Origin of the sequence: Kitasatospora sp. NPDC057595 (assembly GCF_042800875.1) — a bacterium.
Taxonomy (GTDB): Bacteria; Actinomycetota; Actinomycetes; order Streptomycetales; family Streptomycetaceae; genus Kitasatospora.
Genome location: NZ_JBHVGL010000020.1, coordinates 85,410 through 111,050, shown reverse-complemented (window position 1 = coordinate 111,050; position 25,641 = coordinate 85,410). Strand labels below are relative to the sequence as shown.

Genomic DNA, 25,641 nt, shown 5'->3' with positions numbered 1-25,641 from the left:
CAGGGGCGCCGGACCTCCCCGTTCCGGCGCCCCTGCGGCATTCCCGGCGCCGCCCCACCGGCCCGCCGCCCGCCCCTCCCCGGCGACCGCGCCCCGGTGGGCGGGCAAGGGTAGCCTTACCGGGGTGAGCACCTGTGCGACGCTGTCGCGTGAACTGTCGGAGCCGCTGGCCGCCACCGCCGCGACCGCGACGACCTGGCTGTTGGTCGAGCAGAACGGCCCGTGGGGCGCGAAGGCGCTCGGCGAGAGCCATCTGGATCCTGAGGTGGGGCGCGCACTCGATGCCGCGGCCGCCGGCACCGGGGTACGGGTGGCGCTGATCCGCCGACCCGGGCGGCACGCGGACTGCCTGCCGACGGCCCGGCACGAGGTGCTCGTGGCGCACACCGTCCCGGCGCCCGGCCGCAGCTGGGTGCGCCGCCACGCGGTGACGGACCCGGCGGAGCTGCTGGCCCTCGACTTCGCGGCGCTGGGCGCCGGCGACCACGGCGGCCTCGGCGCACCGCACGTCGGCGGCCCGATCGCCCTGGTGTGCACCAACGGCCGCCGGGACCGCTGCTGCGCCCTGCTCGGCCGCCCGCTCGCCGCCGACCTGACCGCCGCCGGGCACAGCGAGGTGTGGGAGGTGACCCACCTGGGCGGCCACCGCTTCTCCCCCACCATGCTGGTGCTGCCGTACGGCTACGCGTACGGCCGGCTCACCGCCGAGTCCGCCAAGGAGGTGCTGGCGGCGACGGCGTCCGGCCACATGGTGCCGGAGTGGTCGCGCGGCTGCTCCGGCTGGGAGCGCCCCGGCCAGGCGGCCGACCACGCGGTGCGGGTGGCCAGCGGCGAGACCGGGGCCGAGGCCCTCACCGTGGTGCAGCGGCCGGACGGTGCGGGCCGCTGGCGGGTCGTGGTCCGGCACGAGGACGGCCGGTCCTGGGAGGCCGAGGTGGTCGAGGGCGTCAGCGAGCCGGCCCGCCCGGAGAGTTGCGGCAAGGCCCCGGCCACCCCGTCCCGGATGGAGGTCGTCTCCCTCCGGGAGCTCTGACGGACCCTCGGTGACGAACGACGACCCCCGGCGGGTGCCCGCCGGGGGTCGTCGTTCGTTCCTCGGCCGCTCAGACCGCCCCGGCCCCGGTCAGCGAGCGGACCTCCAGCTCGGCGTACCGGTCCGGGTCGGCCGGCTCGGGCGAGGTGAGGGTGCCGATCCAGCCGGCCAGGAAGCCGAGCGGGATGGAGACCATGCCCGGGTTCTCCAGCGGGAACCAGTGGAAGTCCATCCCGGGGAAGAGCGCCACCTTGGTGCCGGAGACCACCGGTGAGAAGGCCACCAGCACCACCGCCGGAATCAGCCCGCCGTACACCGACCAGACCGCGCCGCGGGCGGTGAACCGCCGCCAGAACAGGCTGTAGAGCAGCACCGGCAGGTTGGCCGAGGCGGCGACGGCGAAGGCCAGGCCGACCAGGAACGCGACGTTCAGCTGCTGGGCGAAGAGGCTCAGCACGATCGCCACCGCACCGATCCCGACCGCCGCGATCCGCGCGACCAGGACCTCCTTGTGCTCGGCGACCCCCGACGCGCCGTCCGTCTCCGCCTCCGCCCCGCCGGTCCGCGGACCGGTGTCCGGTCCGTCCCGGTCGTCCGCCCTGCGGCGTGACCGCCGGGAGGCCGGGACCTCGGCGCGCCGCCCGCGCCCGCTCCGCCCGCCGCGCGAGCCCCGTGCACCGCGCCCGTCGTGTGCGTCGCGCGGCCGTCCCCGCCAGGCGCCCGCCCAGATGTCGTGGGCGAACGCCGCCGACGAGGCCAGGGTGAGCCCGGCGACCACCGCCAGGATGGTCGCGAAGGCGATCGCCGAGATCAACGCGAACAGCACCACCCCGCCCGTGGAGCCGTTGCCGCCGCCGAGCACCAGGGCGAGCAGCGGGACGGCGGTGTTGCCCGCCGAGTTGGCCTGCCGGACCTCGGCCGAGCCGATCAGCGCGGTGGCGCCGAGGCCCAGTGCGATGGCCATCAGGTAGAAGCCGCCGACCAGTCCGATCGCCCACATCGTGGAGCGGCGGGCGGCCCGCGCGGTGGGCACGGTGTAGAAGCGGGACAGGATGTGCGGCAGACCGGCCGTGCCCAGCACGAGGGCCAGGCCCAGGCTGAAGAAGTCCAGCCGGCTGGTGAAGCTCTTGCCGTACTTGAGCCCGGGCTCCAGGTAGCGCTGCCCGGCGCCGCTGTGCTGCGCCGCCTGCCGCATCAGCTCGGCGACGTCCCCGTGGAAGCGGACCACCAGCAGCACGGTCAGCACCACCGAGCCGGCGACCAGCAGGAACGCCTTGACGATCTGGATCCAGGTGGTGGCCCGCATGCCGCCGATCGTGACGTACACGATCATCAGACCGCCCACCGCCACGATGGTCCAGGTGCGGGCCTGGGCGCTGTTGGTACCGAGCAGCAGGGCGACCAGGCTGCCCGCGCCGACCATCTGGGCGACCAGGTAGAACAGCGTGACGACCACGCTGGCGCCGCCGGCCGCCGCCCGGACCTTGCGCCGGCGCAACCGCAGCGCCAGCACGTCGGCCAGGGTGTACCGGCCCGCGTTGCGGACCAGTTCGGCGACCAGCATCAGCACCACCAGCCAGGCGACCAGGAAGCCGATGCTGTAGAGCACGCCGTCGTACCCGTACAGCGCGATCAGCCCGGCGACGCCGAGGAAGGAGGCGGCGGAGAGGTAGTCGCCGGAGAGCGCGAAGCCGTTCTGCAGCGGCGTGAAGTCGCGGCCGCCGGCGTAGAAGTCCTCGGCGGCGCTGCCGCGGCGGCCGGCCCAGAAGGTGATGCCCAGGGTGACCAGGACGACGACGGCGAAGAGCACCACGGCCAGGGCGTGGTGGTCCCCGGTGGGGGCGACGGGGGGCGGGGTGGAGGTCCTCATCGCAGCTGGTCCTGGGTGTCCCAGCGCAGCGACAGGGCGGCCCGGTCGCGCTTGGTGCGGGCGTTGCGGGCGTAGAGCCAGGCCAGCACGAAGGTGGTGGCGAACTGCAGGAGACCGAGCAGCCAGGCGACGTTCACCGGGCCGGCGACCGGCCTGCGCATCAGCGCGGGCGCCGCCGCCTGGGCGGCCACGTAGAGCAGGTACCAGGCGAGGAAGACGCCGCTGACCGGGAACACGAAGGTCCGGTAGCTGTGGCGGATCCGCTGGAAGGCCGCGCTGCGCTGGACGGCCCGGTACACCTCGATGCTGCTGGGCCCCGGCGCGGGCTCCGACACGGGCACCGGCTCGGGTGCGGGCAGCGGCTCCGGCACGGCTGCCGGCTCCGGCGGGACCACCGGAGTCGGCGCCCACCAGTCCAGTTGCCCTCCCGGCTCGGGGTTTCTCGTCTGCTGTTGTGGCACGGCTGCTCCTGGACCGGGGGGTTGTGACCCGAACCATGATGGGGGCGTCACAACTCCCCAAACTCCCAACGCAGATACGTTCACTCGATGAGGTGATCGATGATCCGACAGACGCTCATCCGACTACTACGGAGACCCGGTGATTCCGTGTCGGAAGGCGTACGCGACCGCTTGCGCCCGGTCCCGCACGCCGGTCTTGGCGAACAGGTTGTTGATGTGGGTCTTCACGGTGGCCGGGCTGACGTACAGCCGCCGGGCGATCTCGGTGTTGGAGAGCCCCTGGGAGATCAGCCCGAGCACCTCCGCCTCCCGCGCGGTCAGCCCGGCCGGCAGCCGCTCCGCCGCCGGTGCCGGAGCCGGCGTCGAACCCGGTGCCGAACCAGCTCCGGCTCCCGGAGCCGGCTCCGGCGCGGCCGGGGCGTCCCCCGCCAGCCGCTCCAGCAACCTCAGCTGCACCTGCGGCGAGAGCCCGGCCGCCCCCGAACGGACGTCCGCGATCGCCCGGGCGATCTCCTCGGCGCCCGCGTCCTTGGTGAGGTAGCCGCGCGCCCCGGCCCGCAGCGCCGGGAACAGCGAGTCGTCGTCCGCGTAGGTGGTGAGCACCACGACCTCGGTGCCCGGGTACCCGGCCCGGATCCGCCGGGTCGCCTCGACCCCGTCGCAGCGGGGCATCCGCAGGTCCATCAGCACCACGTCCGGCCGGTGCCGGGCCACCAGCGCGACGGCCTCCTCGCCGTCCGCCGCCGAGCCGACCACCTCGATCCCGGGCAGCAGCCCGAGCAGCATCACGATCCCCTCGCGGACCACCGTCTGGTCGTCCGCGACCAGCACCCTGACGTCCCTCGGCCCCGTCATGCCGGCACCCGCAGCAGCACGCGCCATCCTCCCTCGTGCGGGCCCGCCAGCAGGGTGCCGCCGAGCAGTTCCGCGCGTTCGCGCATCCCCAGCAGACCGTACCCGCCACCGCTGGCCGCCAGTTCGCCCGGCGCCCCGGCCCGTCCGGCCCGCTGGTCGCGCTGGTCGCGCACCTCCAGCTCCACCTCGTCCGTCAGATAGCGGAGCTCGACCGTGCAGCGCGCGCCGGGGGCGTGTTTGCGCACATTGGTCAGCGCCTCCTGCGCCGTGCGCCGGACGGCGAGCCCCGCCTCGGCGGCCAGTGGGCGCGGTGTCCCGCTCACCCCGAACACCGCGCGTTCCGTCCCGGTCAGCTCCACCAGGAATTCGCCGACCGGGGTGAACTCGCCGCGCAGCGCGGACAGCGCCTGCCGGGTCTCGGCCAGCCCGTCCTGCGCCATCCGCCGCGCCGCCACCACCCGCTCCCGGACCCGTTCCCGGTCGGTGCCGGAGTCCAGCATCAGCCGGGCCGCCTCCAGGTGGACCAGCTGGGCGGAGAGGCTGTGAGCCAGCACGTCGTGGATCTCCCGGGCGATCCTGGCCCGTTCGGCGAGCGCGGCGCTCTCCGCCTCGGCGGCCCGGGCGGCCCGTTCCCGGTCGAGCAGCCGGCGCGCGGTGCCGCGCGCCTCGATGTCCAGCCGCAACAGGTGGCCGAGCAGCACCAGTCCGCCGGTGGTGGCCGTGATGCTCAGCCAGCTCGCCCAGCTCACCGAGGCGTACGAGCCGAGCGAGGCCCCGGCCACGATCAGCGCCGGCCCGGCCGGCAGCCGAATCAGCGCGGTCACCGCCAGTCCGTACCAGAGCACGTCGGAGAGCAGGTAGGCCTTCCCCCAGTTGGCCAGCCAGGCGGCCGCGAACACCCCGGCGGCCAGCAGGTACGAGCGCGTCGCCCACTGCTCCCGGCTGGCGTGCAGATAGCCGGCGGCGAGGCCGACCGCCGCGACCAGCCCGACCACCCCGGCCACCATCGCCCAGCCGCTGTACCGGCCGCCGGCGAACGTCCCCCAGCAGACGCTGACCAGGACGACGAGCCGGCCGAGCGCGGTGAGGAGCCGCCGCGGCCGGCTCTCGGCGTCGTACCGCAGCCCCTCATGGGCCGGCCAGCGGGTCCAGTACCCCTCGGCCAAACGTTCCTCCCGGTGAGTTCACGACGACGGTCAGCAGGACTCGGTGACCGGCCCCGGGGGCTCCAGCGCCCGCGCCCTCCAGTTCACCACGAGCGTGCGGACCAGCAGCAGGACCGCCAGCCCGAGCAGCAGCGCACTGCTCGACTGGTGCAGGTGCAGGACCTCCCCGATCCCGAACAGACCGAACCTGATCGCGATCAGCCCGCCCCAGGCGGCCAGCGTCGCCGCGGTGCCCCGGACCCAGAGCGCCCCGTCCGGCTCCCGCCAGATCCGGACCGTCCAGCCCCAGACCGAGCCCGCCGCGAGCACCGCGAGCAGCCCGCAGCCGACCAGCACGGCGGACCACGCGGTGTCCCGGTGGTCGAGCAGCTGCGGGTCACGCAGCGCGACCGCGCCGAGGACCACCGGCAGCACCCAGAAGCGGCGTTCGGTGTCCAGCCGCCGGGCGCTCATCTGGCGCCGCAGCACCAGCAGCATCACCACGACCACCAGAGCGGCGTTGACCTGGGCAGACATCGGGTTTCTCCGTCCGGGAGGCTGATCCGGCTGACCTCCTCGACGCTACGGATCCGGCGCCCGCGGGACGTCGGCGCCCGGGTGGACGGCAGGTGGAACGGACGCACGAGGGCCCTCCACCCGCGGGTGGAGGGCCCTTACGGCGCGGGGACGGCTCAGGCGTCGATGCGCGAGCGGTCCAGGGTGGCCGCCGAGTCCACGATGAACTCCTTGCGCGGCGCCACGTCGTTGCCCATCAGCAGGTCGAAGACCTTCTCGGCCTGCTCCAGGTCGCCCAGGTTGATCCGGCGCAGCGTGCGGTGGCGCGGGTCCATGGTGGTCTCGGCCAGCTGGTCGGCGTCCATCTCACCGAGACCCTTGTACCGCTGGACCGGGTCTTTCCAGCGCAGGCCCTTGCGCTGGAACTCCAGCAGGGTGGAGCGCAGCTCGGCGTCCGAGTAGGTGTAGTGGTACTTCTCCTGACCGCGCTTGGGGTTGGTGAGCTCGATCCGGTGCAGCGGCGGCACGGCGGCGAACACCCGGCCCTGCTCGACCATCGGCCGCATGTAGCGCTGAAACAGCGTCAGCAGCAGGCAGCGGATGTGCGAGCCGTCGACGTCGGCGTCGGCCATGAAGATGACCCGGCCGTAGCGGGCCTGGTCGATGTCGAAGGTGCGGCCCGAGCCGGCCCCTATCACCTGGATGATCGCCGCGCACTCGGCGTTCTTGAGCATGTCGCTCACGGACGCCTTCTGCACGTTGAGGATCTTGCCGCGGATCGGCAGCAGGGCCTGGAACTCGGAGTTGCGGGCCAGCTTGGCGGTGCCGAGCGCGGAGTCGCCCTCGACGATGAAGAGTTCGCTGCGGTCGACGTCGTCGCTGCGGCAGTCGGCCAGCTTGGCCGGCAGCGAGCTGGTCTCCAGCGCGGTCTTCCGGCGCTGGGCCTCCTTGTGCTGGCGGGCGGCGACCCGGGTGCGGGCGGCGGCCACGACCTTCTCCAGCACCGCCCGGGCCTGGACCTTCTCGTCCTTCTTGCCGGAGGTGAGGAAGGCCTTGAGCTCCTTGGCGACGACGGCCGCGACGATCCGGTTGGCCGCCGAGGTGCCGAGCACCTCCTTGGTCTGGCCCTCGAACTGCGGCTCGGCGAGCCGGACGGTGACCACGGCGGTGAGGCCCTCGGTGGCGTCGTCCTTGGTGATGTCGTCCTCGGCGACGCGCAGCAGCTTGCCGGCGCGCAGCGCCTCGTTGACCGTCTTGGCCAGCGAGCGCTCGAAACCGGTGACGTGGGTGCCGCCCTTGGGGGTGGCGATGATGTTGACGAAGGAGCGCAGCGTGGTGTCGTAGCCGGCGCCCCAGCGCAGCGCGATGTCGACCCCGAGGTGCCGGGTGACCTCGGTCGGCGTCATGTGGCCGAGTTCGTCCAGGACGGGCACGGTCTCCTTGAAGGTGCCCTCGCCGTGCAGCCGCAGCACGTCGCAGATCGGCTTGTCCGGCGCCAGGAACTCGCAGAACTCGGCGATGCCCCCGTCGAAGCGGAAGGTGCTCTCCTCGACCTTCTCGCTCTCGGTGAGCCGCTCGTCACGCACGACGATGGTCAGGCCGGGCACCAGGAAGGCGGTCTGCCGGGCCCGGGCGTGCAGGTGCTCCAGGGAGAGCCGGGCGTCCTTGAGGAAGATCTGCCGGTCGGCCCAGTAGCGGATCCGGGTGCCGGTGCGGGTCCTGGGCACCTTGCGGGCCTTGGTCAGGCCGTTGGCCGGCTCGAACGGGGCGTCCGGCCCGGACTCGGTGAAGATGCCGGGGGTGCCGCGGCGGAAGCTGATCGCGTGGGTGTGGCCGCCGCGGTCGACCTCGACGTCCAGGCGGGCGGAGAGCGCGTTGACGACGGAGGCGCCGACGCCGTGCAGACCGCCGGAGGCCGCGTAGGAGCCGCCGCCGAACTTGCCGCCGGCGTGCAGCTTGGTCATCACGACCTCGACGCCGGACAGCCCGGTCTTCGGCTCGACGTCCACCGGGATGCCGCGCCCGTTGTCACGGACCTCGACCGAGGCGTCCTCGTGCAGCACGACCTCGATCCGGTCGCAGTAGCCGCCCAGCGCCTCGTCGACGGAGTTGTCGATGATCTCCCAGAGGCAGTGCATGAGGCCGCGGCTGTCGGTCGAGCCGATGTACATGCCGGGGCGCTTGCGGACCGCCTCCAGGCCCTCCAGGACGAGCAGGTGCCGAGCGGTGTAGTTGGAACCGTCGTCGCCGGCCAGCAGAGCGGACGGCACGGTCGTTTCGGCACTCACGCGGCACTCTCCTCGGTCAAGTTCTGTCTCATCGGTCACATCCGGACGTGTCCGGAACCGTCCGCCAGTGCAGCACGCCGCACCGACAGCCGCTTCCCCTGCGTGTGCGCACCCCTCCGCTGGGTGCACAGCACGGCGGGCCCGTCCCGCGCAGCTTGTACGCGCTGCGCGAACAAGGGCCGTGCCGGATTCGGGTCGCCGGGGCTCCATCTCCTCCCGGTACCACCGCTCCTGGCGGATCGTGGGACCGGGCACAGGCTCCGGAACTGCCGTTATGCAGGCTACCGGGGCCCGGGACGGGGCTTATGCTCCAACCCAGCAGAGGATTATGCTACGCGGACTCCGGCACCCGGTTCCGATCGGGCGTTCGAGCGATGGACGGATCCTGGGATTCGGTACGCATGAACCACCGGCCCTCGGGGCACGTCCTCATCAACACAGCAGAATCCTCAGAGAAGAAAAGCCACGAGCGGGAACGTTTTCGGCCTGGTTGGATGTTGACCCTGGTACGACAGCTCGTCGAGCTAGAGAAGAGGCGACGTGACTACTGTTCTGACACCTGCGAGCCCGCTGACCGCGGCTGACCGCTGCGACCGCTGCGGCGCCCAGGCCTACCTGCGCGTCGTACTCGCCAGCGGTGGAGAGCTGCTCTTCTGCGCCCACCACGGCCGGAAGTTCGAGCCCGAGCTCAAGAAGATCGCCGTGGAGATACAGGACGAGAGCGGCCGCCTGGGCAGCACGTCCGCCACGGCCGACGACGACGAGCGCTGATCCGAGGCGCCAAACAGCAACCAGTGTCGAGCTGTGTGTCCGGTCCCGCACCGCGCGTGACCGGGTGAGCCGGGCGACCGCCCCTCCGGGGCCGGTCGTCCGGCTTCGTCGTTCCCCAACCGGCCCCACCCGCCGCCCCGCCCGCGGCCCGGACGCGGCCCGGAGGGGGGCGCCCGGTGCCCGACCGGTTACAGAGCGGTTACAGAACGGAACGCACCGCGTCGGCCACCGAGGCGATCCGGGTGTAGACGCCCGGATGCTCCGCCTCGGCACAGCCGGTCCCCCAGGAGACCAGCCCGGCGAGCCGGCCGGCGACCACCAGCGGTCCGCCGCTGTCCCCCTGGCAGGCGTCCTTGCCGCCCCGCTGCTCACCCGCGCACACCATGCCCCGGGCGTCGAAGCGTCCCTCCGGGCCGCCCGGGTAGGCCTGGGCGCACGCCTGGTCGGGGATGACCGGCACGTCCACGCTGCGCAGCGCGGGCGAGTAGTCGCCGCGGCCGGTGGTGTCCCCCCAGCCGTACACCTGCGCCCTGGTCCCCGGCCGGTAGGGCTCCGTCTCGCCCTGGCCGACCAGGTCGATCACCGGACGGCTCTGCGCCTCGGCCAGGGTGACCACCGCCACATCGTTCATGTTGGTGGTGAAGGAGTAGTCGGGGTGGACCCAGACGGTGCGCGCCGCCACCTCGCGGCCGGCCGAACCGCGCAGGTCGTCCCGGCCGACCACCACCCGCAGCCCGGGCCGCTCCACCCGGCGTCCGCTGGACTCGTCGTAGAAGCAGTGCGCCGCGGTGACCACCTTGGTCGGGGTGACCAGCGCTCCCCCGCAGAACTGGCCCGAGCGGCCGGAGCCGAACTGCTGGCGGCTGGACAGCGCGACCATCCACGGGTGGTCGCCGGTGGTCACCGCCCCGCCGCCGACGATCCGGCCCTGCGGCCGGGCCTGGGCGGCCGGCGCGGACGGGCCCAGGACGAGCAGCGGCGCGGGCAGCGCGGCCAGCATCGCCAGCGCGGCGGCCCGGCGCCGCCGGGACACCGGGCCCGCGACCCCGGGTGCGACGGGCGCCGCGGCGGGCGCGGGGGTCGGTGGATCGACGCGGTCCGGACGGTCCGGGGTGGGCGACACCGTGGCTCCAGGTGGCTCGGCAGCAGGCAACCGGCACAGCGTAGGCGACCGGCTACGGTCCGCGACCGATCACCGCCGAGGCATCACCCGGACGAGCGACAACGGCCACCCGGACGATGACGCCCACCCGCCCCGAACGGCCGGAAGGCCCGGAGCGCAGGGCTCCGGGCCTTCCGTTCGGCACCGGTGACCGGTGCCGGTGATCAGTCCAGCGGGTGATCAGTCCAGGTAGTCGCGCAGCACCTGGGAGCGCGACGGGTGGCGCAGCTTGGACATGGTCTTCGACTCGATCTGGCGGATGCGCTCACGGGTGACCCCGTACACCTTGCCGATCTCGTCCAGCGTCTTCGGCTGACCGTCCGTCAGGCCGAAGCGCATCGAGACCACGCCCGCCTCGCGCTCGGACAGGGTGTCCAGCACCGAGTGCAGCTGCTCCTGGAGCAGGGTGAAGGAGACCGCGTCGGCCGGGACGACCGCCTCGGAGTCCTCGATGAGGTCACCGAACTCGCTGTCGCCGTCCTCGCCCAGCGGGGTGTGCAGCGAGATGGGCTCGCGACCGTACTTCTGGACCTCGATGACCTTCTCCGGGGTCATGTCGAGTTCCTTGGCCAGCTCCTCCGGGGTGGGCTCGCGGCCCAGGTCCTGGAGCATCTGGCGCTGGACGCGGGCCAGCTTGTTGATGACCTCGACCATGTGCACCGGGATACGGATGGTGCGGGCCTGGTCGGCCATCGCGCGGGTGATCGCCTGGCGGATCCACCAGGTCGCGTAGGTGGAGAACTTGTAGCCCTTGGTGTAGTCGAACTTCTCGACCGCACGGATCAGACCGAGGTTGCCCTCCTGGATGAGGTCCAGGAAGAGCATGCCGCGACCGGTGTAGCGCTTGGCCAGCGAGACGACCAGGCGGAGGTTGGCCTCCAGCAGGTGGTTCTTGGCGCGGCGGCCGTCCTCGGCGATGATCTCCAGCTCGCGCTTGAGCTTGGGGGCGAGCTTGTCGGCGGCCGAGAGCTTGTCCTCGGCGAACAGGCCGGCCTCGATCCGCTTGGCGAGCTCGACCTCCTGCTCGGCGTTGAGCAGCGGGACCTTGCCGATCTGCTTCAGGTAGTCCTTGACCGGGTCGGCGGTGGCACCGGCGACGGCGACCTGCTGGGCCGGCGCGTCGTCCTCGTCGTCGTCGGAGAGGACGAAGCCCTCCGACTCCTCCTCCGGGGCGTCGCCCTCGGTACCGGGCTTGTCGCCCGGCAGGGCCACCTCTTCCAGCAGCTCCTCGTCGCCGAGCAGCTCCTCGTCGCCCTTGGCCGTCTTGCCGGCGGCGGTCTTCTTGGCGGCGGCCTTCTTGGCCGGCGCGGCGGTCTTCTTGGCGGCGGCCTTCTTGGCCGGGGCCGCCTTCTTCGCCGGAGCGGCCTTCGCCTCGGCAGCCGGGGCCGTCGCGTCGGAGGTGATCTCCGCGGACACGGTGCCGACCGGCGCCGCGGCGGCCGCGACCGCCGGGGTGGAGATGGTCGCACCGGGCGCGATGCGCACGGGCGGCTTGGTCGGGGCCGACGGAGCGGCCGGGGTCCGGGTGGTGACCGCCTTGGTCGCCGTGCGCTTGGTGGGGCTCTTGGCAGCAACGCTCTTGCGCTTGGCGCCGGCCGGTTCGGCCGCGCTGACCATGAGGTCCACCCCCTCCTCAATCAGCACCTGGTTGAGGCTGCGCATGACGTTCTTCCACTTGGTGACCGGGATCTGGTCCGCCTCGAACGCCTGGCGCACGTCGTCACCGGCGATCTGCCCCTGGGCCTTGCCCCGCTCGATGAGCGCCAGCAGAGCCGCGGACTCGGCGATCTCGGGGGGAAGCGAACGGGATGTGCTGGCCGACACGAACAACCTCTCGGACGATGAGTGGACTCGAACCCGTACCGGCCGCCCGAGCGGGCGGGGAAGGAAAACGCGTGTCGGGCACGCGGTGTCGATTCCGACCGACTCGGGCTTGAGGACTGGGTTTGCAGGACGGCAGCAGCGCCGCAGACCAACACAGCATTCTGACATGTTGGGGTATTCCGGAGCTGCTTCCGCTCAGGACACATCGCTGCTACTCGTCAAGTGTTACGCATGGCCTTCGTGTCGCGGGTCACACCCAACGGCGCCCCGCGGCCCGGGGCCGACTTCCATCATCCCCCACCCGCGCACCAACCATTCTCCATGGACACGACATTCGGCTCCGCCGGCGGCCTCCGGTGAAAGCGCGGAGGCCCCCCGGCTGCACCGTGGCGGCAGCCGGAGGGCCCGGGTCGCGGAGGGAGCGGCGCAAGGCCGCGGGGACGGTCGCGGTCGGACGGATCATGACGGGGCGGTCCGTGGACGGGTCGCGGGGCGGAGGTGCGGTGCCCGGTCGCCGAACGGTCCGCTCAGTGCTCCCGGGGTGCCGGGACGGAGGGCTCGATCTCGGGGTGGACGGTGAGCAGCGCCCGCATCGCGGTCTCGGCGGCGGTGCCGTCGCCGGTGCCGAGCGCGTCCACCAGCCGGGCGTGCAGCCCGACCGAGGGCTCCGAGGGCCGCTCGCACGAGGTGGCCGGACCGCCGGACACCTGGAGCGCGCAGGCGACGATCCCGGAGAGGTGCTCCAGCATCCGGTTGCCCGCGAGCTGCAGCACGAGCCCGTGCAGCTCGGCGTCGGCCCGGGCGTAGGTGGCGAGGTCCGCCTGGGCGCAGGCGTGCCCCATGATCTCGACCAGCTCGGCCAGCCGCTGCTGGACGTCCTCCCGGCCGTGCCCGGCGGCGAGCCGGGAGGCCAGCGGCTCGATCGCCCAGCGGAGCTCGAACAGCTCCCGGCGCTGCTCGTCGCGCTGCGGGCCGAAGGCGCGCCACTCGATGATGTCCGGGTCGAGCAGGTTCCAGTCGCTGACCGGGCGGACCCGGGTGCCGACGTTGGGACGGGCACTGACCAGGCCCTTGGCCTCCAGCACCCGCAGCGACTCGCGGACGACGGTGCGGGAGACCTCGAACCGCTGGCCGATCTCCTCGGGGACGAGCGGCCGGTCGGCGCCGAGGTCGCCGGAGACGATCATCTGGCCGAGCTGCTGGACGAGCTGGCCGTGCAGGCCGCGGCCGCGGCTGCTGGTGGTCTTGCGGCCGACCCGGGCGAGGTCCGACTCGGCGCCCTCCCAGCGGGGCGCCGGCGGGGTGGGCCGGTCGGCGTAGGAGAAGCGGTCCAGGTCGGCGGGGCCGGGGATGGCCCCGTCGACGGAACGGGCGGGGGTCATGGTGGGGTGCGCAAGGGTGTTCACAGGTCCTTTGTCGGCGATCGGCGGGCGCAGCTTGAGAATTCTCGTGAAAAGCACACGAAAGGGTGATCGACCGTGACTGGATAATTGACTTCTTATCAGGGCGAAGCACGCATTGCGGTCACCCTTGGTCGATCTTGACGAACCGCCCCCGGCGGGCCGGGAGTCACAGCGCGCGGCGTCTGACCTGCACCGCCAGGGTGACCAGCAGCAACACGAAGGCCGGCGCCGTCACCGCGGCCAGCAGCGCCGGATCGGACAGCACCGAACCGCCCGCCGCAACCCGGCGGCCCCCGCCGTACACCCATCCGTACGCCCACTCGATCCCGGAGTGGAACGGCAGCAGCTCCGCCGCCCGGGCCGGCCAGGGCGTCCCGGTCCACCGCAGCAGCAGCGTCACCCCGGACTCCAGCAGCGGCGGCAGCGCGCAGAGCAGCAGCATCCCGGCGACCGTGCTGCGGGTCAGCGCGGCGGCCAGCACCCCGGTCCAGGCCGCCACGACCACCAGCAGGGCGAACGCCAGCAGCGCGGCCGGCGTCCCGTGCCCGGCCCCGAGCGCCAGCGGCGCCAGCGCCCCCGGCAGCGCGTCCGCCCCGCCCAGGCCGGCCCGGGCCAGCGCCCGCACGACCCGCCCGGAGAGCGCGTCCGGGTCCGACCAGGCCTCGACCACCACCCCGGCCGGCAGCGCGAAGTGCACGGTCACCGCGTCGACCAGCAGCGTCAGCGGCGCCAGCAGCGCCGCGACCGCGCCGGTCACCAGCAGCTTGCCCGCCAGCATCCGCACCCGGCGCGGACAGCCCACCTGGGAGGCCGCCAGCCCCGGGTGCCGGACCTCGTGCCCGTACGACAGCGCGCCCAATAGCCCGGCCCCCAGCGCCGCGAACGGCAGCGGCACCAGCGGGACCGCCGCCGTCAGCAGCCGCACCGCCGCCGCACCGTCCAGCTCGCCGTCGGCGGTCCGGTTCGCCAGCACGCCCGCGACCACGGCGTCGGCGATCAGCACCAGGCCGAGCAGCAGCCAGGTCGAACGCAGGCCGCGCACCCGGCGCAGCTCGTATGCCAGAACTCGCACGGTTCACTCGCTCCGAAGGTCAGAGGTCAGGGGAACGACGGGGGCCTCGGCGGGCAGCTGCTCGGTGGCCGGACGAGCGGCGGGCGGCTTCGCGACGGGCGGCTGGACGGCGGGAAGGTGCGCGGTAGGCGGGTGCGCGACGCGGCCCAGGCGGATGGTGTCGTCCGTCCTGAGGTCCGTGGCCTCGCCGGGGCGACCGTCCGCCGGGCGGACGGGAGCGGTCGGCCCGTCCCGGAAGAGCCGGTCCACGGCGACGACCGGCGAGCCCTCCTCCTCCCGACGCCCACCGCCGGCCGCCGGCAGGGCCCGCCCGCTCTCGGCGGCCGCGCGCCGGGGGACGGCCCGGATCCCGCTGCGGGTGGTCAGCGCCGACAGCGCGGTCGCGGCCGAGAGGCCCGCCGGGGCCGCGACCGGCAGCGCGAGGGTGGGCGCCGGGTCCCGCTCCCGATCGACGGCGCCCCGCCGCATCACCGTCGCGGCCTTCTCCGGAACGGTTCTTTCCGGCACCGCTCTCTCCGGCACCGCTTCCTCCGCCGGCGGCCGGACCACCGGCAGCGCCGTCGTCCGCTCGGCTGCCGCCGGTGCCATCACCGCTGCCGTCGCCGGTGCCGCGGCCGGCACCGCGACCCGGTCGCCCGGACGTTCCTCGGCCCCGTCCCCCGCCGCCCGGGGCTTCGACGGCCGGACCGGTGCGGGCCCAGCCTGGGGCCGGAGGTGGCCCGACCGTCCGGAGCCGACCGGCAGGGCGGCCCTGGGGGCGGGCTGCTCGACCACCCGGTCGGCGAGCTCGTGCAGCAGGATGCCGTGCCGGTAGGCGAGTTCGCCGATCTCGGTCCGCCCGATCCCGGCCACCGCGAGCCCCGCCCCGCCGTCCCGGCGGACCTGCGCGCCGTGGCCCGCCAGCAGATCGGCGAGCCGGGCCATCTGCGGTCCCCGGACGGCGACCTCGGGGCTGAGCCTGGTGCGCCGGAACTCCGGCAGCGGTTGGTCGGCCGCCATCCGGCCCTCGTCCAGGGTGATCACCCGGTCGGCGAGAGCGGCGGCCTCCTGCGGGGTGCGAGTGGTGACCAGCACCGTGCCACCGGCGGCGGCGAACGAGCGCAGGAAGGAGTGGAACCACTCCACGTTGCGCGGGGAGAGCCCCTCGGTGGGTGCGTCCAGGAGCAGCGTGCCGGGCTCGCCGAGCAGCGCGGCGGCGAGCGCGAGCCGGCGGTGCATGCCGGGCGAGAAGGTGCGCAGGCGCTGGTCGGCGACGGCCGCGAGCCGGGTCTGTTCCAGCAGTTCGTCGGCCCGCCGGGCCGGCACCCCGACGGCCGCGGCCAGCATCCTGAGGTGCCCCCGGGCCTTCCGGTCGGGGTGTCCGACGGTCTCCGCCGCCCCCGGCGCGCCGCCCGCTCCGGCGAGGAGCACGCCGACCTCGTGCTCGGGCCGCCGCAGCCGGCGGTAGGTGCGGCCGGCGAAGAGCGTGACGCCCCGGCCGCGTTCGAGTTCCAGCATCAGCCGCAGCGCGGTCGACTTGCCCGCCCCCTCGGGACCGAGCAGCGCCGTCACCGTGCCCGGGCGGGCGTCGAAGGTCAGGTCCAGGAGTGCCGGTGGAACGCCCCGGCGGTAGACCTTGGTCAGTCCGGTGATCTGGATCATCGCTGGCTGCTCCCATGCCCTCGGCCGACCTGGTCCGCGCGGCGCCGGATCGCGCCGGTACGGTTCCGCGCCAGCACATTAGGGGGCCGCGGCGGCGATTCCGGGCATTACGGGAGCGGCGCGGGCCCAGCGCCCGCACACCTCACCCGATCAGGGGACAATCCGATCCTGCGACCTGGACGTTCGGACCACCGGCCGCGAGGGGCTCAGGGCTCCCGGCGCGGCGGCTCAGGACTCCGGGCGCAGCATCGGCGGGTTGAGCGCATTGGCCCCGCCGGAGGTGAACAGCTGGGCCGGGCGTCCGCCCTGACGGGTCGTCGTCCCACCGGAGGGCAACAGGAAGCCGGGGGTGCCGGTCACCTTGCGGTGGAAGTTCCGCGGGTCGAGGACCACGCCCCAGACCGCCTCGTAGACCCGGCGCAGCTCGCCGACGGTGAACTCGGCCGAGCAGAAGGCCGTCGCGAGCGAGGAGTACTCGATCTTGGAGCGGGCCCGCTCCACCCCGTCCGCCAGGATCAGCCCGTGGTCGAAGGCGAGCGGGACGCCGTCGACCTGGTTCGGGCCGAGGAGTTCGGTGACCGGGGCCCAGCGGGCGCCGCTGGCGTCGCCGCCGGCGCGCGGGGTCGGCAGGTCGGGCGCCAGCACCAGGTAGGCCACGCTGACCACCCGCATCCGGGGGTCGCGCTGCGGGTGGCCGTAGGTGGCGAGCTGTTCCAGGTGGGCGCCGGCGGTGCCGGGCCCGGTCGCTTCGTGGCCGGGGGCGGAGTAGGCGCGCAGACCGGTCTCCTCGGCCAGCTCCCGCGAGGCGGCCTCGGCCAGTCCCTCGTCGGGGCGCACGAATCCCCCGGGGAGCGCCCAGTAGCCCTGGTAGGGCGGCTCACCCCGGCGGACCAGCAGGGCGCAGAGCGCGTGCTCGCGCACCGTCAGCACGACCAGGTCGACCGTGACAGCGAAGGGCGGGAAGGCCGACGGGTCATAACGCGACATGGCGACGATCATAGTCGTCTCTCTGACGATAAGCACAGGCCCGCGGACGGGCCGTACTGCGGCGGTCCGTTCACGCCGTCCGCCCCGCGCGGGCCGGTGGAATCCGGCCCGCGCCCGGGCGGTGGGGGCGGCGACCGCGTCAGCGGGCCACCAGTTGGAGCTCGGCAGAGGCCTCCTCGACCATCGCCACGCCGATCCGGCTGACCCGCACCGAGAACGGCTCGCCGGCCACCCGCAGCCCCGTCAGTTCCAGTTCCCCGAGCGGCGCCGTGCTGGCCGGGCGGACCAGCACCCGCCCGCCGGGGACGTCCGGCCGGACCCCGGCGAGCGCGAACACCGCGTGCGCGGCCCCGGCGGCCGAGACCGCCGCCGGCCGACAGGCACCGGGGTGCGGCACCGGCGGACAGCCGGGCGTCCACTGCTCCCCCGCGTACATCTCGGGCAGCCGGCCCTCGAAGTGGGCGGCGGCGGCGAGCAGCCCCTCCAGCAGGGCCCCGGCCTCGTTCTCGTAACCGGCCTCCGCGAGCCCGGCGACGGCGAGGGCGGTCTCGTGGACGCGCACCGCCCCGCTGCGGTGGCCCAGCGGGTTGAACCGGGGCGACTTGGCGCTGAGCGTGCGCAGCCCCCAGCCGCTGTCGAGTTCGGGCGCGGCCAACCGCTGGGCGAGCAGCCTGGTCTGCTCGCGGTCCAGCAGGCTCTCGTGCCGGCCGCCGTCGGCGGACAGGCCCGGGTCGAGGAGGTGGACCAGGGCGGCGGCGACGGCGGGCAGCGGCTGGCCGCCCGGGGCGAGCCCGGCGGCGGGGCGGCCGCCGGAGAGGTCGTCCACCCAGAACCGGTCGCGGAACCGGCCGCGCAGGGCGGCCGCCCAGCCGCGCCACTCCTCGGCGCCGGGCCGTCCGAAGGCCTCCAGCAGTTCGGCGCCGTGCAGCGCGGCCCGGTGCGCCTGGGCCTGCACCTCGGCCCGGGCCGGCACCGGGTGCGCCGACCGCTCCTCGACGGGGCGGCTCAGGTCGGTGACGAAGCCGTCCACCAGACCTTCGCGCAGCGCGCCGAGCGCGCGCTCGGCGGCCGGGAGGAGTTCGGCCACCTCGGCCCGGGACAGGCCCCAGCGCCAGGCCTCGGCCAGCACGGTGACGAACAGCAGGGTCGCCTCGGTGGCGGTGCAGGTCGGCGGCAGCTCGGGGCCGCCGTGCCGCAGCGCGCCGGGGAGCAGCCCGTCGGGGCGGCGGGGGCCCTGGCCGGGTGCGCCGGCGGGCTGCTGACGGCGGGCCAGGGCGCGCAGGGTGCCGGCGGCGAGCCGGGTGCCGAGCGGCAGGGTCAGCCGGGCCGCCCACAGCGCGTCGGCCGGGGCCAGGCCGAACCGCCAGGGCGCGCCGGAGGCCAGGTAGAGGTCGGTCGGGCGGTCGGGGTCGGCGAAGAGCAGCCCGCCGAGGGCGTCCAGGGATCGCGACACCACCAGCCCCGCGCGCGGGTCGTCGCAGCGCACCTCGGGCTCGGCCCACGGCAGCGGGACCCCGGCACCGCGGCCGCCCGGCGGGCGCGGCGCGGGCGCCGTGGCCTCCAGCACGGCCCGCAGCTCGACCGACCAGCGCCCACCCGGCTGGACCTCCAGGTCCCAGCGCAGCACGCCGGCTCCGGCCAGCACGGCGTGCGGTGAGGGCTGGGCGCTGACCGTGGCGCTGTGCGTGGGCCCCGCCCAGCGCAGCCCCGCGGACTGCACCTGGCCCGGCAGGTCCGGGGGGCGGTGGCCGGCGGCGATCTCGCCGACCGGGCCGAGGTCGGTGGCGAGGGCGATCTCCAGCGGCAGCCGGGCCGGACGGCTGCCGGCGTTGCGCACCGTGACGCTCTCCACTCCGTCGGCGTGGCGCACCCGCTCGACGGTGAGCGCCGGGTCCGGGTCGAGGTCGCCGGGGAGGCGGACGGCGCCCAGGAAGCGGGCCTGGGCCGCCGAGGTCAGGGTGCCCTGGAGCGGCAGCGGCTCGACCCCGCCGAGGCGCAGCTCCATCCGGGCGACCACCCGGACCCCGGCGCGGTAGAAGCCGTGCAGGCCGTGTCCGCGCAGCTGGCCGTCGGGGCCCGAGGCCGCCATCGCGGGCGCGTTCACGCAGAGCACCGCGTGGTGGGTGGCAGCCGGCTGCGGGCGCGGCGGCGCGGGCCGGGCCGGGCCGCCGGGGCCGGCCGGCTGGGCCTGCTCCGGCCGGCCGACCGGTCTCGGTGCGCCGACCACACTCTCGGCCGGCGTGGCCTGTGGTGGCCTGATCGCGGTCACCGGACTCTCCTCCCCTCGGCGGTCCGGTGGCCGGTCAGGGCCGGTGGGCCGCGAGCATGTTCGATCGCGTGCGTGCTGGTGTCGGGTCGGCGGACACCCCTCCGACCGCTGTGCCGTGTCTGGCCGTACCCGGTGCCGGGCCGTGCCAAGCGGCGCCCGGTACCGAGTCGGTACCGGCCCCGCGTCGTTCGCCGCCGGGCGTCCTCGCGCCCGGTCGCCGCCGTACCGCCCGGCACACCGCCGGGCCCCGCGGTCCGCCCGCGCCGGTGACGGCGCCGGAACCCGGTCCGGCACCGGCGCCCGTTCCCCGCGGGGCGGTCGGCGCGCGGGCACAAGGCCCCCGGAGTGAACGCCGGAGACCGGCGGCAGGTCACGCCCGCCGGGTCGACCGGGCACCGGTACCGGCCCGAGCGGCGTGGCCGCCGGCCGAACCGCTGCCGCTGCCGGTCCGTCGTGCCCGGCCGCACGGGCCGCCGGGTGGGCGGTCGCGGGCGGTGGCCGTCGGGGCGGCCCCGGGCCGCGGTCAGGATACGGTGCGGTGGTCGCGGCCCCGTCACCGGCAACCCCGGCCGGGGCCGGCGCGACCGCTGTGACCAGCAGAGACCGAGGAGTTGTATGTCCACCGCCAGCCGGCTGCCCGGGATTGCCTTCACCGACCACGTCTTCCGGGTGCCGCTCGACCACGCCGCCCCGCAGGGCGAGCAGATCGAGGTGTACGCCCGTGAGGTGGTCGCCGCGGACCGCACCGGGGACACCGGTCTGCCGTGGCTGCTGTTCCTCCAGGGCGGCCCGGGCGGCAAGGCCGGCCGCCCGCTCGGCCGGGACGGCTGGCTGGAGCGCGCGCTCGACGACTACCGGGTGCTCCTGCTCGACCAGCGCGGCACCGGGCGGTCCACCCCCGCGACCCGGCAGACGCTGGCCCGGCGGGGCGGCGCCAAGGAGCAGGCGGACTACCTGGCGCACTTCCGGGCCGACTCGATCGTGCGGGACGCCGAGCTGATCCGCCGTCGGCTGCTCGGCGACGACCGCCGGTGGAGCGTGCTCGGTCAGAGCTTCGGCGGCTTCTGCACCCTCACCTACCTCTCCATCGCTCCCGAGGGCCTGGACCAGGCCTTCGTCACCGGTGGCCTGGCCGGCCTGCGCAGCTCCGCCGACGACGTCTACCGGGCCGCCTACCCGCGCGTCGTCCGCAAGAACGAGGGCCACTACGCGCGCTTCCCGCAGGACGTCGAGGCGGTGCGGCGGATCGCCGCGCACCTCGCCGACGCCCCCGCCGACCTGCCCGACGGCGGCCGGCTCACCGTCGAGGCCTTCCAGGCGCTCGGGCTGCTGCTCGGCGGCGGCAGCGGCTCCGGGACCCTCCACTACCTGCTGGAGGAGGCCTGGGTGGAGGGCCCGGCCGGCCCCGAGCTCTCCGACACCTTCCTCGCCGGCGCCCAGGCACAGCTCTCCTTCGCGCAGGGCCCGCTCTACGCCGTCCTGCACGAGTCGATCTACGGCCAGCGCTCGGTGGACCCGGCCGGCACCGGCTGGTCCGCCGCACGCGTCCGCGCGGAGTTCCCGGAGTTCGACGCCCGGGCCGCGCTGGAGTCCGGCGCGCCGGTGCTGTTCACCGGGGAGATGATCTACCCCTGGATGTTCGACACCGACCCGGCGCTGCGCCCGCTGAAGGAGACCGCGGAGCTGCTGGCCGCCCGCACCGACTGGCCCGACCTCTACGATCCGGCCCGGCTGGCCGCCAACGACGTGCCGGTGGTGGCGGCCGTGTACCACGACGACATGTACGTCGACACCGCCGACTCGCTGGAGACCGCGCGGGCCGTGCGGGGGCTGCGGACCTGGATCACCAACGAGTGGGAGCACGACGGCCTGCGGGTCAGCGGGGGCAAGGTGCTCGACCGCCTGATCGCGATGGCGCGCGGCGAGGCGTAGCCCGGTACCGGTACCGGCCGCCGGGCGGAACGGGCCCGGCCGGGGCTTCCCCGGCCGCCCGGGGGGACGGTCGGGGACGCCGCTCCGGTGGCGACCGGACGGGCCCGGACCACCCGCCGCGACCGCCAGGACGTCAGCGGCCACGACGCTCCGCCCCCTCTGCGCACACGCCCCCGAAGCGGCCCCGCCGGCAGCCGCCCACCACCGCGGACGACGGCCGGGGCGCCGACCGGGCGAACCGTGCCGCGCGGAGGGCGCGCTGCCGGTCCTGCGCCCGGCAGCCCGGCGCCGCCGGAGCGGCGCCCGGGCGGCCACCGACCGCCGCGCACCGCGCCCGCGCGGTGGCCGTCCCGGTGCCTCGGCCACCCGAGGGGTCACCGCCCGCGCCCTCCCGCGCGGGCGGCACCCCGGCCGGGCGGCCGGGGCCCGCGGGCCCGTCGCAGGCCGCATCCGCCGTGTCCGCCGCGCCCTCGGTACCCGCCACCGCCGGGCGGCCGCGCCGTCGACGGCCACGACGACGCACCTTCCCGGGCGCGGACCCCTCGGCGGCGGGCGCCGGCGTCAGGGATGGACCCGACGACGGCCCGGACTCCCGCTCCGGATCACCCTCGGGCTCCGGAGCCCGCTCCCCGGCCGCCCGCTCCTGCTCCTCCCGCGCCTCCCGCTCGGTGCGACGACGGCGCTCCGTCGCCACGCTCGCCAGCAGCGTGTCCGGCGAGAAACCGCTGTTCAACGACTCGTACAGCAGCTGCGCGAGCAGGTAGGAAGGGTGGCGGCGGAGCGTGTGGCCGAGCACCACGCGCGCGGTGGCGGTGTCCCCCGCGACCCAGGACGTCCAGGCCAGCAGGGTGAGCGGCGGCGCGGCACAGCTCTCGTAGGGCGCCACGCAGCGGGTGGCCAGGAAGCGCCAGAGCCGTTGGACGGACGCGAGCTCGTCCGGTCTGGCGTACTCGGCCGCGCGGTCCCGGACGATCCGGTCCTGGAGCGCCAGCAGCAGCCGCGCCGTCCGCTCCTCGTCGAGTTCCGTGGCCCCGGCGATGAACTCGGCCACGGCCGCGTCGAGCAGCGCGGCGTGCTCCCGCCGGTCGAGCGACAGCCGCAGCCCGGCCGCCGGCCCGGCACCGGCCCGTGCGAGGGCGCCGCGTACGGCGTCCGCACCGGGCGGCCCGAGCGGGGCCAACCCGGCCAGGATCTCCTTGCGGCTGCCGCGCGGAGCCAGCCCGGCGACGGTCGCCGCCACCGCGACCGGGCCGGGGCCGGGCGTGCGGTGGATCGGGTGCCCTGCCGGATCGCAGCACCCCTCCCGCGTGCAGAGGAAGGACCACCAGCGGTCCGCCGAGACGCACAACGACTCCTTGACCCGCACGGCGCGACTCTCGAAGGCCTGCTGCAACCGCTCAGCGAGCGGTCGCAGCCGTTCGGCGACCGGCGGGCCGTGCTCCCCGCCGGGCCGCGGCCCGGCGGGATCCTGGCAGAGGTAGAGGAGGACCTGGACCGGCCGTCGGTCCTGCCGCTCGGAGAGCCGGACGAGGAGGGAGGCCGTCTCCTCGGCGGCGGCCGGCCACTCCTCGGCCGACTCGGGGATGTCCAGCCGGATCACCCCGCCCTGGTGCAGGCCGGGCGGCTGGAGGCCGACCGCGACGATGCTGTCGTCGGGGAAGAAGCCGAGGAGGTAGGGCAGCGCCTCGGCCATGTCGGCCGGGCCCCGCATGGTGATCGGACGGCCACCGGGGCCGTCGCCGAAGGGGAGCGCGATGGGTTCGTCGGTCATGGGCGGAAGGTTGCCGCAATTCCCCGGAGCTCCCGGAAAATTCTTCCGGATCTGTGGATAAACCCGGCCTGTGAATATCTCCTCCCTCGATCGGCCTATCGTCGAGCCACTCTTCCGGGGGAAAATCGGCTGCCGTTCAGCAGAAGAACGGATGAAACACCTCCCGGCTTCGCCCGCTCCGCACCCGCCGCCGTTCGCCCCTTGTCGGTTCCTCGGGGTTACATGGGGGCCATGCAGCAGCCGAAGACCCACACCACCGCCACCCCCGCCGACCGCGCCGAGGTCCGGGCGCGGGCCGAGGCCGTCCTGCGCGAGCTGGCCGGCCCCGGCGCCACCCTCCGCGAGGACCAGTGGACAGCCATCGAGGCCCTGGTCGTCGACCACCGCCGGGCCCTGGTGGTGCAGCGCACCGGCTGGGGCAAGTCCGCCGTCTACTTCATCGCCACCGCCCTGCTGCGGGCCCGCGGCGCCGGTCCGACGGTGATCGTCTCGCCGCTGCTCGCCCTGATGCGCAACCAGGTGGACTCGGCGGCCCGGGCCGGCATCCACGCCCGCACCATCAACTCCGCCAACACCGACGAGTGGGACGCCGTGCAGGCCGAGGTCGCCGCCGGTGAGGTGGACGTCCTGCTGGTCAGCCCCGAGCGGCTGAACAACCCGGACTTCCGCGACCAGGTGCTCCCCAAGCTCGCCGCCTCCACCGGCCTGCTGGTGGTCGACGAGGCCCACTGCATCTCCGACTGGGGCCACGACTTCCGCCCCGACTACCGCCGGCTGCGCACCATGCTCGCCGAGCTCCAGCCTGGTGTCCCGGTGCTGGCCACCACCGCCACGGCGAACTCCCGGGTCACCGCCGACGTCGCCGAGCAGCTCGGCACCGGCACGGGCGACGAGCACGCGCTCGTGCTGCGCGGCCCGCTCGACCGCGAGAGCCTCACCCTCGGCGTGCTCACCCTGCCCGACCCGGCGCACCGGCTGGCCTGGCTCGCCGACCACCTGGAGCGGCTGCCCGGCTCCGGCATCATCTACACCCTCACGGTCGCCGCCACCGACGAGGTCACCGCCTTCCTGCGCGAGCGCGGCTTCCCGGTGGCCTCCTACTCCGGCCGCACCGAGGACGCCGAGCGCCGCACCGCCGAGGCCGACCTGCTCGCCAACCGGGTCAAGGCGCTGGTCGCCACCTCCGCCCTCGGCATGGGCTTCGACAAGCCGGACCTCGGCTTCGTCGTCCACCTCGGCTCCCCCAGCTCCCCGATCGCCTACTACCAGCAGGTCGGCCGGGCCGGGCGCGGGGTCGACCGGGCCGAGGTGCTGCTGCTGCCCGGCCGCGAGGACGAGGCGATCTGGCGCTACTTCGCCTCGCTCGCCTTCCCGCCCGAGGAGCAGGTCCGCCGGACGATCGACGCGCTCGCCGAGGCCGGCCGGCCGCTGTCCACCGCCGCGCTGGAGCCCCGGGTGGACCTGCGCCGCACCCGGCTGGAGACCATGCTCAAGGTCCTCGACGTGGACGGCGCCGTCCGGCGGGTCAAGGGCGGCTGGACGGCCACCGGCCGGAGCTGGGAGTACGACACCGCCCGCTACGCCAAGGTGGCCGCCTCCCGGGAGGCCGAGCAGCGGGCGATGCGCGAGTACGCGGCGTCCGGCGGCTGCCGGATGGAGTTCCTGCGCCGCCAGCTGGACGACGAGCAGTCGGCGCCCTGCGGTCGGTGCGACAACTGCGCCGGGCCGCTGCACGGACCGGAGGTCTCGGCGCAGGCCCTGGAGGCCGCCCGTGCCGCCCTCGGCCGGCCGGGCGTCGGCTTCGAGCCGCGCCGGCTCTGGCCCACCGGCATGGACGCGCTCGGCGTCCCGCTCAAGGGCCGCATCCCGGCGGGCGAGCAGGCCGAGACGGGCCGGGCGCTCGGCCGGCTCTCGGACATCGGCTGGGGCACCCGGCTGCGTTCGCTGCTCGCCGACCAGGCCCCGGACGGGCCCGTCCCCGGCGAGGTGGTGGACGCCCTGGTCACCGTGCTGGCCGACTGGGCGCGCGGGCCGGGTGGCTGGGCCGGTCCGGCGACCTCCGACGGTGCCCGGCTGGAGCGGCCGGTCGGCGTGGTGACGATGGCCTCCTCCACCAGGCCGCAGCTGGTCGGCAGCCTCGGGACCAGGATCGCCGAGATCGGGCGGCTGCCGCTGCTCGGGCGGATCGAGTACGCGACCGGGCAGCCGCCGCACGGCTCGCGCAGCAACAGCGCCCAGCGGCTGAACTCGGTGGCGGGCGCGCTGACCCTGCCGCCGGAGACGGCGTCGGCGGTGGCGGCCGCGGGCGGGCCGGTGCTGCTGGTGGACGACCTGGTGGACTCCGGGTGGACGGTCACCGTGGCCGCCCGGCTGCTGCGCCGCGCCGGGGCGGGCGCGGTGCTGCCGCTGGTGCTGGGCGTCCAGGGCTGACCGCCTCCCCGCACCGGCCGGACGCGGCACCGGCCGGAGCGGGACCTCATCACCAGACCTCATCACCAGACCGCGTCGCAGCACCCGGATCGCAGGACCGCAGCACCGGATCGGAGCAATCACAGGTTCTCGTATGTCTCTCCGTACCCGGTCGGAACCGTCGACCGGGTACGGAGAGGAGACCGCCGGAAGATCGTCGCGGAAAAGGGGG

At 75.0% G+C, this 25,641-nt stretch carries 18 protein-coding genes; 4 read left to right on the top strand and 14 right to left on the bottom strand.

Annotation, left to right across the window (positions count from 1 at the left end; all coding sequences use genetic code 11):
- Nucleotides 1-124 precede the first annotated feature (124 nt).
- Entirely contained in the window at nt 125-1,033 is a 909-nt protein-coding gene (locus ACFU9E_RS26940) for a sucrase ferredoxin (RefSeq protein WP_380715412.1), read from the top strand.
- 70 nt (nt 1,034-1,103) lie between these two features.
- On the opposite strand, the gene ACFU9E_RS26935 is transcribed toward ACFU9E_RS26940, so the two are convergent.
- The 6 genes from ACFU9E_RS26935 to ACFU9E_RS26910 form a co-directional block, all read right to left on the bottom strand.
- Nucleotides 1,104-2,903 (bottom strand): cation acetate symporter, encoded by a 1,800-nt coding sequence (locus tag ACFU9E_RS26935; protein WP_380685923.1) that lies wholly within the window; start codon nt 2,901-2,903, stop codon nt 1,104-1,106.
- Nucleotides 2,900-3,364 (bottom strand): DUF485 domain-containing protein, encoded by a 465-nt coding sequence (locus ACFU9E_RS26930; RefSeq protein ID WP_380685925.1) that lies wholly within the window; start codon nt 3,362-3,364, stop codon nt 2,900-2,902. The genes ACFU9E_RS26935 and ACFU9E_RS26930 overlap by 4 nt, the downstream gene beginning before the upstream one ends.
- A gap of 126 nt (nt 3,365-3,490) precedes the next feature.
- Nucleotides 3,491-4,219 (bottom strand): response regulator, encoded by a 729-nt coding sequence (locus ACFU9E_RS26925; protein ID WP_380685927.1) that lies wholly within the window; start codon nt 4,217-4,219, stop codon nt 3,491-3,493.
- Complete coding sequence (locus ACFU9E_RS26920; protein WP_380685929.1) at nt 4,216-5,385, bottom strand: sensor histidine kinase; 1,170 nt, start codon at nt 5,383-5,385, stop codon at nt 4,216-4,218. Before ACFU9E_RS26920 ends, ACFU9E_RS26925 begins: the two co-directional genes overlap by 4 nt.
- 30 nt (nt 5,386-5,415) lie before the next feature.
- Nucleotides 5,416-5,901, bottom strand: coding sequence for a DUF1453 domain-containing protein (locus ACFU9E_RS26915; protein ID WP_380685931.1), 486 nt, complete (start codon nt 5,899-5,901; stop codon nt 5,416-5,418).
- Nucleotides 5,902-6,056: 155 nt separating this feature from the next.
- Nucleotides 6,057-8,168 (bottom strand): type IIA DNA topoisomerase subunit B, encoded by a 2,112-nt coding sequence (locus tag ACFU9E_RS26910; RefSeq protein ID WP_380685933.1) that lies wholly within the window; start codon nt 8,166-8,168, stop codon nt 6,057-6,059.
- A 540-nt stretch (nt 8,169-8,708) separates the two neighbouring features.
- On the opposite strand from ACFU9E_RS26910, the gene ACFU9E_RS26905 reads away from it, so the two are divergent.
- The gene (locus tag ACFU9E_RS26905) at nt 8,709-8,939 is read left to right on the top strand and encodes a hypothetical protein (protein WP_355365061.1); all 231 of its coding nucleotides are present in this window, start codon (nt 8,709-8,711) and stop codon (nt 8,937-8,939) included.
- Nucleotides 8,940-9,138: 199 nt separating this feature from the next.
- Here the strand turns inward: ACFU9E_RS26905 and ACFU9E_RS26900 are convergent, their stop codons facing one another.
- From ACFU9E_RS26900 to ACFU9E_RS26870, 7 genes are all read right to left on the bottom strand, one after another.
- Nucleotides 9,139-9,939, bottom strand: coding sequence for a S1 family peptidase (locus tag ACFU9E_RS26900; RefSeq protein ID WP_380685935.1), 801 nt, complete (start codon nt 9,937-9,939; stop codon nt 9,139-9,141).
- Nucleotides 9,940-10,281: 342 nt separating this feature from the next.
- Nucleotides 10,282-11,931 (bottom strand): RNA polymerase sigma factor, encoded by a 1,650-nt coding sequence (locus tag ACFU9E_RS26895; RefSeq protein ID WP_380684952.1) that lies wholly within the window; start codon nt 11,929-11,931, stop codon nt 10,282-10,284.
- 521 nt (nt 11,932-12,452) lie between these two features.
- Complete coding sequence (locus tag ACFU9E_RS26890; protein ID WP_380684951.1) at nt 12,453-13,385, bottom strand: FadR/GntR family transcriptional regulator; 933 nt, start codon at nt 13,383-13,385, stop codon at nt 12,453-12,455.
- A gap of 109 nt (nt 13,386-13,494) precedes the next feature.
- The gene (locus tag ACFU9E_RS26885) at nt 13,495-14,400 is read right to left on the bottom strand and encodes a hypothetical protein (RefSeq protein ID WP_380684950.1); all 906 of its coding nucleotides are present in this window, start codon (nt 14,398-14,400) and stop codon (nt 13,495-13,497) included.
- Nucleotides 14,401-14,403: 3 nt separating this feature from the next.
- Nucleotides 14,404-16,041 carry an ATP-binding cassette domain-containing protein gene (locus ACFU9E_RS26880; protein WP_380684949.1) on the bottom strand — a complete coding sequence of 546 codons (1,638 nt, stop codon included), beginning with the start codon at nt 16,039-16,041 and terminating at the stop codon, nt 14,404-14,406.
- A gap of 228 nt (nt 16,042-16,269) precedes the next feature.
- Nucleotides 16,270-17,028, bottom strand: a complete 759-nt coding sequence (locus ACFU9E_RS26875) for an NUDIX domain-containing protein (protein WP_380684948.1) — start codon at nt 17,026-17,028, stop codon at nt 16,270-16,272.
- Between the two features lie 139 nt (nt 17,029-17,167).
- Nucleotides 17,168-19,297 (bottom strand): glycogen debranching N-terminal domain-containing protein, encoded by a 2,130-nt coding sequence (locus tag ACFU9E_RS26870; protein WP_380684947.1) that lies wholly within the window; start codon nt 19,295-19,297, stop codon nt 17,168-17,170.
- 615 nt (nt 19,298-19,912) lie between these two features.
- Between ACFU9E_RS26870 and ACFU9E_RS26865 the strand changes: the two genes are divergently transcribed.
- Nucleotides 19,913-21,229 carry an alpha/beta fold hydrolase gene (locus ACFU9E_RS26865; RefSeq protein ID WP_380684946.1) on the top strand — a complete coding sequence of 439 codons (1,317 nt, stop codon included), beginning with the start codon at nt 19,913-19,915 and terminating at the stop codon, nt 21,227-21,229.
- 133 nt (nt 21,230-21,362) lie between these two features.
- Here ACFU9E_RS26865 and ACFU9E_RS26860 read toward each other — a convergent pair whose 3' ends face one another.
- Nucleotides 21,363-23,000, bottom strand: a complete 1,638-nt coding sequence (locus ACFU9E_RS26860; RefSeq protein WP_380715410.1) for a DUF4192 domain-containing protein — start codon at nt 22,998-23,000, stop codon at nt 21,363-21,365.
- Between the two features lie 222 nt (nt 23,001-23,222).
- Between ACFU9E_RS26860 and ACFU9E_RS26855 the strand changes: the two genes are divergently transcribed.
- On the top strand, nt 23,223-25,430 hold the full coding sequence (locus ACFU9E_RS26855; RefSeq protein WP_380686446.1) for a RecQ family ATP-dependent DNA helicase: 2,208 nt from the start codon (nt 23,223-23,225) through the stop codon (nt 25,428-25,430).
- Nucleotides 25,431-25,641 lie beyond the last annotated feature (211 nt).

Bases quoted from the DNA above. Each gene is read 5' to 3' on its own strand.
- ACFU9E_RS26915 (WP_380685931.1), bottom strand. From the start codon at position 5,901: ATGTCTGCCCAGGTCAACGCCGCTCTGGTGGTCGTGGTGATGCTGCTG.
- ACFU9E_RS26855 (WP_380686446.1), top strand. From the start codon at position 23,223: ATGGGGGCCATGCAGCAGCCGAAGACCCACACCACCGCCACCCCCGCC.
- ACFU9E_RS26860 (WP_380715410.1), bottom strand. From the start codon at position 23,000: ATGACCGACGAACCCATCGCGCTCCCCTTCGGCGACGGCCCCGGTGGC.
- ACFU9E_RS26875 (WP_380684948.1), bottom strand. From the start codon at position 17,028: ATGTCGCGTTATGACCCGTCGGCCTTCCCGCCCTTCGCTGTCACGGTC.
- ACFU9E_RS26865 (WP_380684946.1), top strand. From the start codon at position 19,913: ATGTCCACCGCCAGCCGGCTGCCCGGGATTGCCTTCACCGACCACGTC.
- ACFU9E_RS26880 (WP_380684949.1), bottom strand. From the start codon at position 16,041: ATGATCCAGATCACCGGACTGACCAAGGTCTACCGCCGGGGCGTTCCA.
- ACFU9E_RS26900 (WP_380685935.1), bottom strand. From the start codon at position 9,939: ATGCTGGCCGCGCTGCCCGCGCCGCTGCTCGTCCTGGGCCCGTCCGCG.
- ACFU9E_RS26935 (WP_380685923.1), bottom strand. From the start codon at position 2,903: ATGAGGACCTCCACCCCGCCCCCCGTCGCCCCCACCGGGGACCACCAC.
- ACFU9E_RS26925 (WP_380685927.1), bottom strand. From the start codon at position 4,219: ATGACGGGGCCGAGGGACGTCAGGGTGCTGGTCGCGGACGACCAGACG.